Consider the following 14,592-nt stretch of genomic DNA (forward strand, 5'->3'; position numbering starts at 1 on the left):
TGTTCTCCCTATGCATGAAGCTTGAAGGACTCGGCGTACTTCTTCGGGTCCTTGCCGTCCCAGACCGAACCGTCGAACAGCTTGCTGCTGCGCATCGGGTCCTTGGGCACCGGCGTCTGCGTGGCGGCGGCCGCCTGCTTGTAGATGTCGATGCGGTTGATCTCGGTGGCGACCTTGAGATAGTCGGGATGCTCCTTGAGCAGGCCCCAGCGCTTGTGCTGCGTGAGGAACCACATGCCGTCCGACAGGTAGGGGAAGGTGACCGCGCCGCCGTTGTAGAACTTCATGTGGTTGGGGTCGTCCCAGCTCTTGCCCAGGCCGTTGACATAGCGGCCCAGGATGCGCTGGTTGATCGCGTCCACGCTGGTGTTGACGTAGCTCTTGTCGGCGATGGTCTCGGCCATCTTGTTCTTGTTCTGCAGGCCGGTGTCGATCCACTTGCCGGCCTCGAGCACGGCGGCGGTCACGGCGCGCGCGGTGTTCGGGTACTTCTTCGCGAACTCGGCCGTGGTGCCGAGCACCTTCTCGGGATGGTCCTTCCAGATGTCCTGCGTGGTGATGGCCGTGATGCCGATGCCGTCCATGATCGCGCGCTGGCCCCAGGGCTCGCCGACGCAGTAGCCGTCCATGTTGCCCACGCGCATGTTGGCCACCATCTGCGGCGGCGGCACGGTGATGTTCTTGACGTCCTTGAACGGGTCGATGCCGGCCGAGGCGAGCCAGTAGTAGAGCCACATCGCGTGGGTGCCGGTCGGGAAGGTCTGGGCGAAGGTGTATTCGCGCTTCTCGCTGGCGATCAGCTTGGCGAGCGAGGCCGCGTCGACCGCGCCCTTGTCGGCCAGCTTCTTCGACAGCGTGATCGCCTGGCCGTTGTTGTTGAGGGTCATGAGCACGGCCATGTCCTTCTTCGGGCCGCTCAGGCCGAGGTGCATGCCGTAGACCAGGCCGTAGAGCACGTGGGCCATGTCGAGGTCGCCGTTGGCCAGCTTGTCGCGCACGCCGGCCCAACTGGCCTCCTTGCTCGGCACGATCTTCACGCCGTACTTCTTGTCGATACCCAGCACCGAGGCCATCACCACGCTGGCGCAGTCGGTCAGCGGGATGAAGCCGATCTTGACTTCCTCCTTCTCGGGCTTGTCGGAGCCCTGGGCCCAGACGGCGGCGCGCAGCGCGGGATCGATCCCGACGGCGCCGATGGCGGCGGCCTGCAGCACGCGGCGCCGGCTCAGTTTGGTTTGCAGCGGATCGGACATGGGGCGGACTCCTGCGAAGAGAAAGGCGGAAGACAAAAACGAAAAGGCGTCCTCACCACCGCAGGGGGCTGCTCGCAAACGAGCCAGCCCCGCGGGATAAGGACGCCTTTGTCCGGGTCGGTGGACGGCCCCCGCCATTGGGGGCCCTCTGCCTGGAGGCCCGAAGGCCTCATGCACTGTCTTGAGCAAAGCGCGTGCCAGCCTCGGCGCGCGTGGTTTTGCTATGGCTTTGCTAGCTCGATGCGCCGTATGGGTGCGCCCGGGCCTTCGATTCGGTGGGGAAGGGCGGCCGGCGCCTCAGAAGGCACGGTTGTTGTGCACTGCACCAGAGCGGACCGATCAGCGTGGCAGGTAGTCGGCCATCGCGAGCACCGACTCGGCCACGTCGACCAGCCGGCGGTTCTGGTTCATCGCGGTCTGGCGCAGCATCTTGTGCGCCTCTTCCTCGCTCATCCGGCGGTGCGCCATCAGCAGGCCCTTGGCGCGCTCGACCAGCTTGCGCTCGTTGAGCGAGGCGCGCACGGTCTCGAGCTCGTCGCCCATGGCCTGCAGCCGGCGCGACTGGGCCTGCACCATGTCGAGCACCGAGCGCTCGAGCGTGCGGCCGTAGAGCGTGGCGGCCTCGGGCGCGGCGAGACGCGCGGCGGCCGGTACCGGCGCCAGCACGTCGTCGAAGAAGCGCTCGCCGTCGTCGCGCGGCGCCAGGGTGTCGAGCAGGCGCCGGTAGTCCTCGAGCTCGCGCCGCGCCTGTTCGGTCTTGTGGCCGCACTGCAGCCGCAGGTCATCGGCCAACCGGTCTTCGACGGTGCGCATGGCGTCGATGCGCGCGCTGCAGCAGTCGAACCAGGCCTGGCTCAGCCGCGGGTCGGGCAGGCCGCCCGCGGGCGCCGCGCCCGGATGCACGGTGCCGATGCGGCGCATGCGCTCGAGCCCGGCCAAGGTGCTGTCGCTCTGGCTCTGGCGCCACAGCGCGAGCAGCGCGGGATTGGAGAACTCGGTGAAGACCTGGAAGCAGCGCTCCTGCGACTCGACCAGGTGCAGCCACTGGGCCCGCTGCGCGTCGTCGACGCGGCCCGTGGCGAGGGCGGCGGCGCCGAGGGCGCGCTCCTGGCCCGCGAACTCCTTGCCCTGCATGAAGTTGAACAGCGCCACCAGCAGGCGCGAGATCTCGGGGTCGGTGGCGCCGTCGGCGGCCTCGAACACCACCGACAGCAGCCCCGCGACCAGCTTGGCGAAGGCCGCGGTGGCCTGCGCGGGCTGCAGTTCGAGCGCGCCGATGCGCCGGCGCAGGGCCGGCAGGCCATCGAGGCCCGGCAGCACCCAGGCGATGCGGCTGAACAGCCGCGTGTGGTTGCCGTCGCCCGCGCGGCCTTGCGCCTCGGCCTCGAGCCGGTCGAAGCCCAGCCGCACCGCCTGCTCGAGCGCCACGCACTCGGCGATCTGCGGATCGCGCTGGTCGCGGAAGCGCGCGCCGCGCGAGGCCAGGAAGACATTCGACAGGCCGCGCTCGCGCTGCAGCGCATGCACGAGCCGGCCGACGGCGCCGACCAGCTCGCTGGTGCGCGCGAGCTGCTCGAGCGCGTCGATCTCGCTGCGCCGCGCGGCGATCAGGAAGTGCAGTCCGGATTTCATGGGGTGCCGGGCGAGCAGCAACATCCGTGCCGTACCCCCGCGCCAGCACCCCCTACCGCCCGCCGCCTACACTCGCGGCCATGCTGCTTCTAGGAATCGAATCCTCCTGCGACGAGACCGGCGTGGCGCTGGTCGAGTCGCATGGCGACGCGCTGCCGGTGCTGCGCTCGCATGCGCTGCACAGCCAGATCGCGATGCACCAGGCCTATGGCGGCGTGGTGCCCGAACTCGCGAGCCGCGACCACATCCGCCGCGTGCTGCCGCTGACCGATGCCGTGATGGCCGAGGCCGGGCGCACGCTGGCCGAGGTCGACGTGGTCGCCTACACGCGCGGCCCCGGCCTCGCGGGCGCGCTGCTCGTGGGCGCGGGCGTGGCCTGCGCGCTGGGCGCGGCGCTCGGCAAGCCGGTGCTCGGCGTGCACCACCTCGAGGGCCACCTGCTGTCGCCGTTCCTGAGCGCCGACCCGCCCGAGTTCCCCTTCGTGGCGCTGCTGGTCTCGGGCGGCCACACCCAGCTCATGCGCGTGGACGGCGTGGGCCGCTACGAGCTGCTCGGCGAGACCATCGACGACGCGGCCGGCGAGGCCTTCGACAAGAGCGCCAAGCTCATGGGACTGCCGTACCCCGGCGGCCCCTGGCTCGCCAAGCTGGCCGAGGGCGGCGATCCGGCGGCCTTCAAGCTGCCGCGCCCGCTGCTGCACAGCGGCGACCTCGACTTCTCCTTCGCCGGCCTCAAGACGGCCGTGCTCACGCAGGCCAAGAAGCTCGGCGACGCGCTCGAGGCGCGCAAGCCCGACCTCGCTGCTTCCACGCAGGCGGCGATCGTCGAGGTGCTGCTGAAGAAATCGCTGGCCGCGCTCGACCAGGCCGGTCTCAAGCGGCTGGTGGTGGCCGGTGGCGTGGGCGCGAACCGCATGCTGCGCGAGCAGTTGAATGCGGCCTGCGCCAAGCGTGGCGTGCGCGTGCACTACCCCGAGCTGCACCTGTGCACCGACAACGGCGCGATGATCGCGATGGCCGCGGCGATGCGGCTGCAGTCGGGGCTGTCGCAGCCTACCGAGCGCTATGCCTTCGACGTGAAGCCGCGCTGGCCGATGGCCTCGCTGTCGGCGGACCTGCCCGCCACCGCCTGAGAGCGCCCATGAAAAAGCCCGCGCGGCTCGTCGCTGCGCGGGCTTTTTCGCAGGTCGGTTGCGTCTGTGATCAGTTGATCTGCAGCTGCGAGACCTGGCTGACCGGCACCACCTTGGCGAGCTTCAGGGTCAGCACGCCGTTCTCGAGCTTGGCTTCGCTGGCAGCCGCGTCGATGTCCAGCGGCAGCTCGTAGGCGGCCTTGAACTGGCGCTTGGCGTCGGCCTTGCTCTCGATGCGGACCACGGCGCCTTCGATGCCGATGCCCAGGTCTTCACGGGCGAAGCCGGGCACGTCTAGCGACAGGGTCCAGCTCTTGTCGTCCTGCTCGACCAGCGGCGAGCGGCGCGCGGTGCCGGCGAAGGCATCGTTCACGAAGCGTTCGAAGGCGCGATCATGGGCGCGGGGGGTGAAGCGGGTGGCGCGGAGAGCGGGTGCGAAAAACATGGAAGTACTCCTGAATGAACACAATGGGGACATGGAATGTGTGTCCCTTACACTGCGCGGCCGTTCAATCCTGAGTGCCGCTTGAAACCTCATCTGGGGGCCTGCTATCACTATGCAAGGGGTCGCGAAGCTCGCCAATGCCCGCCCGTCAAGGCGCGTGACGACGCGTGTGCGTCCGCACACGCTAGGAGCGCAACGCCGAGGGGCGGGCATTGGCGAGCTTCCCTCCGGGCTGCTGCGCCAAGGGGCCGTCTGCGGCGTTGCCCGCGCTTGCAAGGCATGAGCCTTGCTGCGCACGGGCGCCTTGCATCCAGCCCCTTGGCGCATCAGCGCGACCCCTTGCATAGTGATAGCAGGCCCCGAGCCCAGCGGCGCGCGTTTCAAGTCAATGAATTCCAGCTTTTTCGAGCGCCGCCAGGCCTTGAAATTCGCGGCACTGTCGCTATGCGCGAGGCCCTTCGCGGCGCTCGCGCAGACCCCGCCCGCACCCATCCGCCTCGCGCTGATCGAGAGCATGAGCGGCCCGTTCGCCAACACCGGCGAGGCGGTGTTCCGCAACCTGCTGTGGGCCGTGGAGCGCGTGAATGCGCGCGGCGGCATCAGGCTGCCGGGCGGCGCGCGGCCGCTGCAGCTCGACCGCTACGACAGCAAGGGGCAGAACGAGGAAGCGCTATCGGCGCTGCGCGCCGCGATCGACGATGGCGCGCGCATCGTGCTGCAGGGCAACTCCTCGGCCACCGCGGCGGCGCTGATCGATGCGATCGACAAGAACAACGAGCGCGACCCGCAGCGGCGCATGCTGTTCCTCAACTACGCGGCGGTCGAGCCCTCGCTGACCAACGAGCGCTGCAGCTTCTGGCACTTCCGCTTCGACGCCCATGCCGACATGCGCGTGGCCGCGCTGATGGACGTGGTGAAGGACGATGCCGCGCTCAAGCGCATCTACCTGCTGGGACAGGACTACAGCTTCGGCCAGGCGGTGCTGCGCGAATCGCGGCGCCAGCTCGGCGCGCTGCGGCCCGACGTGGAGATCGTCGGCGACGAGCTGCATCCGTTGGGCAAGGTGAAGGACTTCGCGCCCTACGCCAGCAAGATCATCGCGAGCGGCGCGCAGGCGGTGGTCACGGGCAACTGGGGCAACGACCTCACGCTGCTCGTGAAGGCCGCGCGCGAGGCCGGCTTCAACGGCACCTTCTACACCTTCTACGGCAATGCGCTGGGCGCGCCCGCGGCCATCGGCGATGCCGGCATCGGCCGCGTGATCGCGGTGGCCGACTGGTTGCCGAATGTGCAGACGCCGCAGTCGGAGGCCTTCTACCGCGCTTTCCGCACGCGCTTTCCGAAGCCCGCGGACGATTACGTCCACATGCGCATGCAGCTCTTGATCGAGTCGCTGGCGCAGGCGCTCGAGCGCGCGGGCAGCACCGACACCGTGGCGGTGGCGCGCGCGCTCGAGCAGGCCGACGTCACGCTGTATGGCCAGCGCGGGCGCATGCGCGCGGCCGATCACCAGTTCCAGCAGCAGCTCGTGGTCGGCGTGATGGACAAGCAGGGCCGTCCGGGCGTGCAGTTCGACGTCGAGGGCTCGGGCTACGGCTTCCGCGTGATCAAGACCATTGCCCCCGAGCGCGCGGAGCTGCCGACTTCGTGCAAGATGAAGCGCCCCTGAAGGCACGAAGCGAAGACACGACGACAACGAAAGAAAAACACAGCATGCGCCAAGCCATCCACAACCTCGAAGCCTCCAAGATCCGCGAAGTCGCCAATGCCGGCCTCGGCCGCAGCGACGTGCTCGCCTTCTGGTTCGGCGAGAGCGACGAGGTCACGCCCGAAGTCATCCGCCAGGCGGCGATCGATTCGCTGCAGCGCGGCGAGACCTTCTATGCCCACAACCTCGGCCTGCCCGAGCTGCGCGCGGCGATCGCGCGCTACACCAGCAGCCTGCATCCCGCGGTCGATGCTTCGCGCATCGCCGTCACTTCGGGCGGCGTGAGCGCGCTGATGCTCGCGGTGCAGGCGCTGGTCGATGCCGGCGACGAGGTGGTCGCGGTGACGCCCGTGTGGCCCAACCTCACGGCACAGCCCGCGATCCTCGGCGCGACGGTGCGCACGGTGCCGCTGGTGCCGGTGCAGGGCGAATGGACGCTGGACCTGCAGGCGCTGCGCGCGGCGGTCACGTCGACCACCAAGCTGCTGATAGTCAACGCGCCGAACAATCCGACCGGCTGGACGATGACGCGCGAGGAGCAGCAGGCCGTGCTCGACCATTGCCGCGAGACCGGCACCTGGATCCTCGCGGACGAGGTCTACGAGCGCCTGTACTTCGAGCCCACGGCCAACGGCTGCGCGCCGAGCTTCCTCGACATCGCCCGGCCCGACGACCGGCTGGTGGTCACGCACAGCTTCTCGAAGAGCTTCCTGATGACCGGCTGGCGCCTGGGCTGGCTGGTGCTGCCGCCCGCGCTGGTCGATGGCATCGGCAAGCTGATCGAGTTCAACACCTCGTGCGCGAGCGTGTTCACGCAGCGCGCCGGGGTGGTGGCGATCGAGCACACGGCCGAGATCACGCCGCGCGTGGTGGCGCACCTCAAGCACTGCCGCGACACGCTGGTGCCGCTGCTCGCGGCCGTGCCGGGCGTGCAGGTGGCACCGGCCAAGGGCGGCATGTATGCCTTCTTCCGGCTCGAGGGTTTCGACGATTCCTTCGAGGTGGCGAAGCGGCTGGTGGTCGAGGCCGGGCTCGGGCTCGCGCCCGGCAATGCCTTCGCGCCCGAGGGTCAGGGCTGGCTGCGCTGGTGCTTCGCCTCGAAGGATCCGCAGCGGCTGGTGCAGGGCGTGGAGCGCCTGCGCGGCTGGCTCGCCAAGCAGGGCTGAATGACGCCGAGGCCCGTGCCCGTCGACGCCGTGCGCGTCCGCGGCTCGGCGCTGCCGGGCCTGCAGACGATCGCGGCCGAATCGGCGCGCAGCTTTCCGCGCCACATGCACGACGTCTACGGCATCGGCGTGATCGACCGCGGCGGCCAGCGCTCGGCCAGCGGCCGCGGTGCGGTCGAGGCGGTGCGCGGGGACGTCATCACGGTCAACCCCGGCGAGGTGCACGACGGCGTCGCGCTGCGCGGCGAGGCGCGCGCCTGGCGCATGCTGCACCTGGCGCCCGCGTTGCTGGCCGATGCCGCGCCCGGGCTCGAGCTGACGCGGCCGGTGCTCAACGATCCGGCGCTGCGGCACGGGGTCGAGCGGCTGTTCGCGGGCGTGGCCGAGGGCGCCGATGCGCTGGCGCTCGAGCAGGGCGTGCTCGAGTTGCTGCGCGATGCACCGGGCGCGCTGGCGCCGGAGCCCGTGCCTCGCATCGCCTCCGTGGCGCTGGAGCGCGCGCGGGCACGCATCGCCGACGACTGCGTGGCCGCGCCCACGCTCGCCGAGCTCGCGCACGAGGCCGGCCTGAGTCGCTGGCAACTGCTGCGCGGCTTCGCGGCCGCCTTCGGGCTGCCGCCGCATGCCTGGCTGCAGCAGTGCCGGTTGTCGCGCGCGCGGCGGCTGATCGCGCAGGGCCGGGCGCTGGCCGATGCCGCGGCCGGCGCCGGCTTTGCCGACCAGAGCCACATGACGCGGGCTTTCGTCCGTTTCTTGGGCTTCACGCCTGGCGCATACGCGGCCGCGCACGGCGCCTGAGCCGGTCCTGCAATTTCGTTCAAGACCGCCGTGCCGCCGGCGGGAGACGCTCGCTCTTTCTGCAAATGAAAGAAGGGCGAAAAGCATGTCGGAACGCAGCAAGGGGATGTGGCTGTGCGCGCTCGCGATGGTCACGGTCGGCAGCACGGTGGTCGCGAGCAAGCTGATCGCGAGCGGCCTGCCGCCGTTCACGGCGACCGCGCTGCGCTTCGCGCTGGCGCTGCCGGTGTTCGTGGTACTGATGCGGTGGATGCGCGTGCGCTGGCCGCGCCCGGACCGGCACGATGCCTGGCTGCTGCTGTGCCAGGCGGCCGCGGGCAGCGTGGGCTACACGGTGCTGCTGATCCTGGGCCTGCGCTGGGCGCCGGCGGCCGACGCGGGCGTGGTGGCCGGCACCCTGCCGGCCATCGCCGCGCTGGTGGCGGTGCTCGCGCTGCGCGAGCGGCCCGGGCGCTACCTGCTGGGCGGGATCGTGCTCGCGAGCCTGGGCGTGCTGGCGATCACGCTGCGACCGGGCGGGGAGGGCGGCGCGCGCACGCCGGCCGCGCTGCTCGGCAACCTGCTGGTGCTGGGTGCGGTGGCCTTCGAATCGCTGTTCATCCTGCTCAACAAGCGGCTGCGCGTGCCGCTGCCGCCGCTCGCGCAGTCGAGCGCGATGACCGCGCTGGGGCTGCTGCTGTCGCTGCTGCCCGCGCTGCTGGAGCGTGCCTGGCTGCAGCCCGTGCCGGCCGCGGCGCTGACCGGTGTGGCCTACTACGCGCTGGTGCCGACGGTGGCGGGCTTCCTGCTCTGGTACGCGGGCGCGGCCCGGCTGAGCGGCGCCGAGGCGGCGCTGTTCACGGCGCTGATGCCGGTGTCGGCACTGGCCCTCGCGGCCTGGTGGCTCGGCGAACCGGTGGGCTGGCCCCAGATCGCCGGCGCGATCTGCGTGCTGGGGGCGGTGGCGCTGGTCTCGCTCGACGGGCGGCACCGGGAAGGGGCGCCCAGGACGGCCGATGTATAATCCCAAGGCTTTGCATGCCGCAAGGCGCACGGTGAGCGCAGTTCCAGCACCCACCGCAAGTCAAACACCACCGGAACAAAGGAAAAACCAATGATCGCAGCCTCCATCAAGGCCGAAGTCGTCAAGGACAACGCCCGCGCCGCCAACGACACCGGCAGCCCCGAAGTGCAAGTCGCACTGCTGACCGCCCGCATCAACGAGCTCACCCCCCACTTCAAGACGCACGCCAAGGACCACCACGGCCGTCGCGGCCTGCTGCGCATGGTGAGCCGCCGTCGCAAGCTGCTCGACTACCTGAAGTCCAAGGACGCCGACCGTTACACCGCGCTGATCGCCAAGCTGGGCCTGCGCAAGTAAGCCGAATCGCATGAAAAAACGCCTGGGTTAGTCCGCTAGCTCAGGCGTTTTTTACTTCGCGAACCACTTTCGGGGTGCCCTACAGAGCGAAGCTGTGTCATTCCAGGGAAGTTCGAATCGAGCTTCGCTGGAATGGCATCGTGTTCTGAAAAAGCCCTCCGAGCCGTGCGGATCTTCGATGATCTGCTACTAAAACAGGAGCAAACATGAGCCTCTTCAACAAAGTCACCAAGTCCTTCCAATGGGGCGACAAGACCGTCGTCATGGAAACGGGCGAAATCGCCCGCCAGGCCACGGGCGCCGTGCTGGTCGACATCGACGGCACCGTCGTGCTGGCCACCGTGGTCGCTTCCAAGACCGCCAAGCCGGGCCAGGACTTCTTCCCGCTGACCGTCGACTACATCGAGAAGACCTATGCCGCCGGCAAGATCCCCGGCAGCTTCTTCAAGCGCGAAGCCAAGCCCAGCGAGCACGAAACCCTGACCAGCCGCCTGATCGACCGCCCGATCCGTCCGCTGTTCCCCGAGGGCTTCCTCAACGAAGTGCACGTGGTGATCCACACCGTGTCGCTGAACCCCGAAGTCGACGCCGACATCGCCGCGATGATCGCCGTGAGCGCCGCCCTGTCGGTCTCGGGCATTCCGTTCGACGGCCCGATCGGCGCCGCGCGCGTGGGCTACATCAACGGCCAATACGTGCTGAACCCGGGCCAGACCGCGCGCAAGGATTCGCAGATGGACCTCGTCGTGGCCGGCACCGAAGCCGCCGTGCTGATGGTCGAGTCCGAAGCCCAGCAGCTGGCCGAAGACATCATGCTCGGCGCCGTGGTCTTCGGCCACGAGCAGGGCAAGCTGGCGATCAACGCCATCCACGAACTGGTGCGCGAAGCCGGCAAGCCGCTGTGGCTCAAGGAAGGCACCTGGGCGCCCGAAGCCAAGGACGAGGACTTCATCGCCAAGGTCAACGGCCTGGCCGAAGAGAAGCTGCGCGCCGTCTACCAGATCCGCAGCAAGCAGGCCCGCACCCAGGCCCTGCGCGAAGCCAATGCCAGCGTCTACGAGGCCCTGAAGGCCGAAGGCGCCGCATTCGACGCGGGTAAGGTCAGCGACCTGCTGTTCGCGATCGAGGCGCGCATCGTGCGCAGCCAGATCCTGCAAGGCGAGCCGCGCATCGACGGCCGCGACACGCGCACCGTGCGCCCGATCGAGATCCGCAACTCGGTGCTGCCGCGCACCCACGGCTCGGCGCTGTTCACGCGCGGCGAGACCCAGGCGCTGGTCGTGACCACGCTGGGTACCGAACGCGACGCGCAGCGCATCGACGCGCTGGCCGGCGAGTTCGAAGACCGCTTCCTGTTCCACTACAACATGCCTCCCTTCGCCACCGGTGAAGTCGGCCGCATGGGCTCGACCAAGCGCCGTGAAGTCGGCCACGGCCGCCTCGCCAAGCGCGCGCTCGTCGCCGTGCTGCCGAACAAGGAAGAATTTCCCTACACCGTGCGCGTGGTGTCGGAGATCACCGAGTCGAACGGCTCCTCGTCGATGGCTTCGGTCTGCGGCGGCTGCCTCTCGATGATGGACGCCGGCGTGCCGATGAAGGCCCACGTGGCCGGCATCGCCATGGGCCTGATCAAGGAAGACAACCGCTTCGCGGTGCTGACCGACATCCTGGGCGACGAGGACCACCTCGGCGACATGGACTTCAAGGTGGCCGGCACGACCAACGGCATCACCGCGCTGCAGATGGACATCAAGATCCAGGGCATCACCAAGGAAATCATGCAGGTGGCGCTGGCGCAGGCCAAGGAAGCGCGCATGCACATCCTGGGCAAGATGCAGGAAGCGATGGGCGAGGCCAAGGCCGACGTGTCGCAGTTCGCACCGCGCCTGACCACGCTGAAGATCAATCCCGAGAAGATCCGCGACGTGATCGGCAAGGGCGGCGCGGTCATCCGCGGCCTGCAGGAAGAAACCGGCACGCAGATCAACATCGACGAAGACGGCACCATCACCATCGCGTCGACCGATCCGGCCAAGGCCGAAGAGGCCAAGAAGCGCATCGAGCAGATCACGGCCGAGGTCGAGATCGGCAAGATCTACGAAGGCCCGGTCACCAAGATCCTGGACTTCGGCGCGCTGATCAACCTGCTGCCCGGCAAGGACGGCCTGCTGCACATCAGCCAGATCGCGCACGAACGCGTCGAGAAGGTGACCGACTACCTGAGCGAAGGCCAGATCGTGAAGGTCAAGGTCCTCGAGACCGACGACAAGGGTCGCGTCAAGCTGTCGATGAAGGCGCTGACCGAGCGTCCGGCCGGCATGGAATACAGCGAGCGCCCGCCGCGCGAAGACCGTGGTGACCGTGGCGGCGAGCGCCGTGACCGCGGCGACCGTGGTGGTGATCGCGGCGATCGCGGTGATCGCGGCGGCGACCGTGGCGAGCGCGCTCCGCGCTTCAACAACGACCAGCAGCAGCCGCGCAACGACCAGGCTCCGGCCGGCGAGTCGCAGCAGCCGCAGGCTCCGCGCGAGTCGCAGGAGTAAGAAGGCCATGGCGGCCGCGGCATGCGCCGCGCGCCGCCTTTGCCTTTCCGATTGCTGAATGCGCCCGTCGCACGGGCGGCTGGAGGCCAGGAGACCATGAAAGCCATTGAAATCGCTTCGTACGGCGCCCCCGAGGTGCTGCGCGTCACGGATCGTCCCGATCCGGTCGCCGGCGCGGGCGAGTTGCTGATCCGCGTGTCGGCCAGCGGTGTCAACCGCCCCGACGTGCTGCAGCGCATGGGCCACTATCCGGTGCCGCCCGGCGCTTCCGACCTGCCGGGCCTCGAAGTGGCCGGCGAGATCGTGTCGGGCGATGCCGCGGCATTGGCCGAGGCGGGCTTCGCGATCGGCGACCGCGTCTGCGCGCTGATCGCCGGCGGCGGCTATGCCCAGCTGTGCGTGGCGCCCGTGGCGCAGTGCTTGCCGGTGCCCAAGGGCTGGAGCGACGTCGAGGCGGCTTCGCTGCCCGAGACCTTCTTCACCGTCTGGAGCAACGTGTTCGAGCGCGGCCGCCTGCAAAAGGGCGAAACCCTGCTGATCCAGGGCGGCTCGAGCGGCATCGGCGTCACGGCGATCCAGATCGCCAAGGCGCTGGGCGCGACCGTGATCGTCACGGCCGGCAGCGACGACAAGTGCGAGGCCTGCCTGAAACTCGGCGCCGACCACGCGATCAACTACCGCACGGCCGATTTCGTCGAAGTGGCGAAGTCGCTGACGGGCGGCAAGGGCGTGGACGTCATCCTCGACATGGTCGCGGGCGACTACGTGGCGCGCGAGGTCGAATGCCTGGCCGAGGACGGCCGGCTGGTGATCATCGCGGTGCAGGGCGGCGTCAAGAGCCAGATCAACGCGGGTCTGGTGCTGCGCAAGCGGCTCACGATCACGGGGTCGACGCTGCGTCCGCGGCCGGTGGCATTCAAGGGTGCGATCGCCAAGGCGCTGCGCGAGAAGGTGTGGCCGCTGCTCGAGAGCGGCGCGGTCAAGCCGGTGATCCACAGCACCTTCGCGGCGGCCGGCGAGCCCAGCGGTGCGGCGCAGGCGCATGCGTTGATGGAATCGAATCAGCACATCGGCAAGATCGTGCTGACCTGGTGACGAGACGAGCACGATGACGACCCACAAGAAACTGATCGCAGGGAACTGGAAGATGAATGGCAGCCTGGCTGCCAACGAGGCGCTGGTGACGGCGCTGCGGCAGGGGCTCGCGGCGAATGCGCCCGCGTGCGACATCGCGCTGTGCGCGCCCGCGCCGTATTTCGCGCAACTGCAGTCGCTGCTGGCGGGTTCGCCGATGGCGCTGGGCGCGCAGGACATTTCCGCGCAGGCGCAGGGCGCCTTCACGGGCGAGCAGTCGGCGGCGATGCTGAAGGACTTCGGTGTGCGCTATGCCATCGTCGGCCATTCGGAGCGCCGCCAGTACCACGGCGAGACCGACGACGCCGTGGCCGCGAAGGCTGCGGCCGCGCTGGCCAACGGCATCACGCCGATCGTCTGCGTCGGCGAGACGCTGGCGCAGCGCGAGGCGGGCCAGACCGAGGAAGTGGTGAAGCGCCAGCTGGCGGCCGTCATCCACGTGAACGGCCACTGCATCAGCGAGATCGTGGTCGCCTACGAACCCGTGTGGGCCATCGGCACCGGCAAGACCGCCACGCCCGAGCAGGCGCAGGCGGTGCACGCGGTGCTGCGTGCGCAACTGCACCATGCCGCGAGCGAGCACGCGGCCGGCATCAAGATCCTCTACGGCGGCAGCATGAATGCCGCCAACGCGGCCGAACTGTTGGCGCAAGCCGACATCGACGGCGGCCTGATCGGCGGCGCTTCCCTGAAGGCCCCCGACTTTTTGCAGATCATTTCCGCCGCCGCCCGCTGAAGCGGGCAGGGCAGGCATCAATTAGGAGTAAGAACGAATGAACGTGGTCCTCAACCTTCTGGTCGGCGTGCAGATGCTGTCGGCGCTGGTGATGATCGGGCTGATCCTGATCCAGCACGGCAAGGGCGCCGACATGGGCGCGGCCTTCGGCAGCGGCAGCGCCGGCAGCCTGTTCGGCGCCAGCGGCAGCGCGAACTTCCTCTCGCGCACCACGGCCGTGCTGGCCGCGGTGTTCTTCGCCTGCACGCTGCTGCTGGCCTACTTCAGCCATGCACGCCCCACGGGCGGCGGCAGCCTGCTGGAGCGCGCAGCCATCGGCGTGCCGGCCACGCCGGCTTCGGGCGCGGCAGGCCAGATTCCTTCGGGCCAGTCGGGCGCGGCACCTGCTGCGGCACCCGCGAGCGCGCCCGCGGCTGGTGCGGGACAGATTCCCAGCAAGTAACTCTGATGTTTTCAGAGTGACCCGTAAGAAATGGCTTCATTTCAGGGTAAACTCTAAAGCTGTTCGGAAAGCCAAACCTCTTCGTAGGAACCTCATGCCATCCGAACAGAAAAAACCGCGGTCGTGGTGAAATTGGTAGACACGCTATCTTGAGGGGGTAGTGGCGAAAGCTGTGCGAGTTCGAGTCTCGCCGACCGCACCAAATCTCACCGACAGGACGCCTCATGAAGGTGCTTCTGTCG

General features: G+C 69.0%; 13 protein-coding genes and 1 tRNA gene. 11 read left to right on the forward strand and 3 right to left on the reverse strand.

Annotated elements, in window-relative coordinates; translation table 11 throughout:
• Window positions 1-8 precede the first annotated feature (8 nt).
• Entirely contained in the window at window positions 9-1,253 is a 1,245-nt protein-coding gene (locus tag AC07PU_RS17875; protein ID WP_208510835.1) for a CmpA/NrtA family ABC transporter substrate-binding protein, read from the reverse strand.
• A gap of 339 nt (window positions 1,254-1,592) precedes the next feature.
• Window positions 1,593-2,885 (reverse strand): nitrate- and nitrite sensing domain-containing protein, encoded by a 1,293-nt coding sequence (locus AC07PU_RS17880; RefSeq protein ID WP_495319187.1) that lies wholly within the window; start codon window positions 2,883-2,885, stop codon window positions 1,593-1,595.
• Between the two features lie 80 nt (window positions 2,886-2,965).
• On the opposite strand from AC07PU_RS17880, the gene tsaD reads away from it, so the two are divergent.
• Complete coding sequence (gene tsaD, locus AC07PU_RS17885; protein ID WP_296775896.1) at window positions 2,966-4,018, forward strand: tRNA (adenosine(37)-N6)-threonylcarbamoyltransferase complex transferase subunit TsaD; 1,053 nt, start codon at window positions 2,966-2,968, stop codon at window positions 4,016-4,018.
• Window positions 4,019-4,088: 70 nt separating this feature from the next.
• On the opposite strand, the gene AC07PU_RS17890 is transcribed toward tsaD, so the two are convergent.
• The gene (locus AC07PU_RS17890; RefSeq protein ID WP_495319189.1) at window positions 4,089-4,463 is read right to left on the reverse strand and encodes an Hsp20/alpha crystallin family protein; all 375 of its coding nucleotides are present in this window, start codon (window positions 4,461-4,463) and stop codon (window positions 4,089-4,091) included.
• Window positions 4,464-4,851: 388 nt separating this feature from the next.
• On the opposite strand from AC07PU_RS17890, the gene AC07PU_RS17895 reads away from it, so the two are divergent.
• The 10 genes from AC07PU_RS17895 to AC07PU_RS17940 all read left to right on the forward strand — a co-directional run bounded on the left by AC07PU_RS17895 (window position 4,852) and on the right by AC07PU_RS17940 (window position 14,552).
• Entirely contained in the window at window positions 4,852-6,132 is a 1,281-nt protein-coding gene (locus AC07PU_RS17895) for a branched-chain amino acid ABC transporter substrate-binding protein (protein ID WP_495319191.1), read from the forward strand.
• On the forward strand, window positions 6,129-7,337 hold the full coding sequence (locus AC07PU_RS17900) for a pyridoxal phosphate-dependent aminotransferase (RefSeq protein WP_495319423.1): 1,209 nt from the start codon (window positions 6,129-6,131) through the stop codon (window positions 7,335-7,337). The genes AC07PU_RS17895 and AC07PU_RS17900 overlap by 4 nt, the downstream gene beginning before the upstream one ends.
• Window positions 7,338-8,135 carry a helix-turn-helix transcriptional regulator gene (locus tag AC07PU_RS17905; protein WP_495319193.1) on the forward strand — a complete coding sequence of 266 codons (798 nt, stop codon included), beginning with the start codon at window positions 7,338-7,340 and terminating at the stop codon, window positions 8,133-8,135.
• A gap of 85 nt (window positions 8,136-8,220) precedes the next feature.
• The gene (locus AC07PU_RS17910; RefSeq protein ID WP_495319195.1) at window positions 8,221-9,138 is read left to right on the forward strand and encodes a DMT family transporter; all 918 of its coding nucleotides are present in this window, start codon (window positions 8,221-8,223) and stop codon (window positions 9,136-9,138) included.
• 90 nt (window positions 9,139-9,228) lie between these two features.
• Window positions 9,229-9,495, forward strand: a complete 267-nt coding sequence (gene rpsO, locus AC07PU_RS17915) for a 30S ribosomal protein S15 (RefSeq protein ID WP_007837783.1) — start codon at window positions 9,229-9,231, stop codon at window positions 9,493-9,495.
• 206 nt (window positions 9,496-9,701) lie between these two features.
• Window positions 9,702-12,038: a polyribonucleotide nucleotidyltransferase gene (pnp, locus tag AC07PU_RS17920; RefSeq protein ID WP_495319197.1), complete on the forward strand. Its 2,337-nt coding sequence runs from the start codon at window positions 9,702-9,704 to the stop codon at window positions 12,036-12,038.
• 96 nt (window positions 12,039-12,134) lie between these two features.
• Window positions 12,135-13,133 carry an NAD(P)H-quinone oxidoreductase gene (locus tag AC07PU_RS17925; protein WP_398501045.1) on the forward strand — a complete coding sequence of 333 codons (999 nt, stop codon included), beginning with the start codon at window positions 12,135-12,137 and terminating at the stop codon, window positions 13,131-13,133.
• 13 nt (window positions 13,134-13,146) lie between these two features.
• The gene (gene tpiA / locus AC07PU_RS17930) at window positions 13,147-13,908 is read left to right on the forward strand and encodes a triose-phosphate isomerase (protein WP_495319199.1); all 762 of its coding nucleotides are present in this window, start codon (window positions 13,147-13,149) and stop codon (window positions 13,906-13,908) included.
• Window positions 13,909-13,945: 37 nt separating this feature from the next.
• Window positions 13,946-14,350: a preprotein translocase subunit SecG gene (secG, locus tag AC07PU_RS17935; RefSeq protein ID WP_057592163.1), complete on the forward strand. Its 405-nt coding sequence runs from the start codon at window positions 13,946-13,948 to the stop codon at window positions 14,348-14,350.
• A gap of 117 nt (window positions 14,351-14,467) precedes the next feature.
• Window positions 14,468-14,552: transfer RNA gene (locus AC07PU_RS17940), tRNA-Leu, on the forward strand.
• Window positions 14,553-14,592 lie beyond the last annotated feature (40 nt).

The sequence above is a fragment of the Variovorax sp. GW821-FHT10D07 genome (genome assembly GCF_059415325.1).

Excerpts from the sequence above, each read along its gene's own strand:
- AC07PU_RS17875 (WP_208510835.1), bottom strand. The coding sequence starts at position 1,253 with ATGTCCGATCCGCTGCAAACCAAACTGAGCCGGCGCCGCGTGCTGCAG.
- tsaD (WP_296775896.1), top strand. The coding sequence starts at position 2,966 with ATGCTGCTTCTAGGAATCGAATCCTCCTGCGACGAGACCGGCGTGGCG.
- AC07PU_RS17925 (WP_398501045.1), top strand. The coding sequence starts at position 12,135 with ATGAAAGCCATTGAAATCGCTTCGTACGGCGCCCCCGAGGTGCTGCGC.
- secG (WP_057592163.1), top strand. The coding sequence starts at position 13,946 with ATGAACGTGGTCCTCAACCTTCTGGTCGGCGTGCAGATGCTGTCGGCG.
- rpsO (WP_007837783.1), top strand. The coding sequence starts at position 9,229 with ATGATCGCAGCCTCCATCAAGGCCGAAGTCGTCAAGGACAACGCCCGC.
- AC07PU_RS17910 (WP_495319195.1), top strand. The coding sequence starts at position 8,221 with ATGTCGGAACGCAGCAAGGGGATGTGGCTGTGCGCGCTCGCGATGGTC.
- pnp (WP_495319197.1), top strand. The coding sequence starts at position 9,702 with ATGAGCCTCTTCAACAAAGTCACCAAGTCCTTCCAATGGGGCGACAAG.
- AC07PU_RS17890 (WP_495319189.1), bottom strand. The coding sequence starts at position 4,463 with ATGTTTTTCGCACCCGCTCTCCGCGCCACCCGCTTCACCCCCCGCGCC.
- AC07PU_RS17905 (WP_495319193.1), top strand. The coding sequence starts at position 7,338 with ATGACGCCGAGGCCCGTGCCCGTCGACGCCGTGCGCGTCCGCGGCTCG.
- tpiA (WP_495319199.1), top strand. The coding sequence starts at position 13,147 with ATGACGACCCACAAGAAACTGATCGCAGGGAACTGGAAGATGAATGGC.
- AC07PU_RS17895 (WP_495319191.1), top strand. The coding sequence starts at position 4,852 with ATGAATTCCAGCTTTTTCGAGCGCCGCCAGGCCTTGAAATTCGCGGCA.
- AC07PU_RS17880 (WP_495319187.1), bottom strand. The coding sequence starts at position 2,885 with ATGAAATCCGGACTGCACTTCCTGATCGCCGCGCGGCGCAGCGAGATC.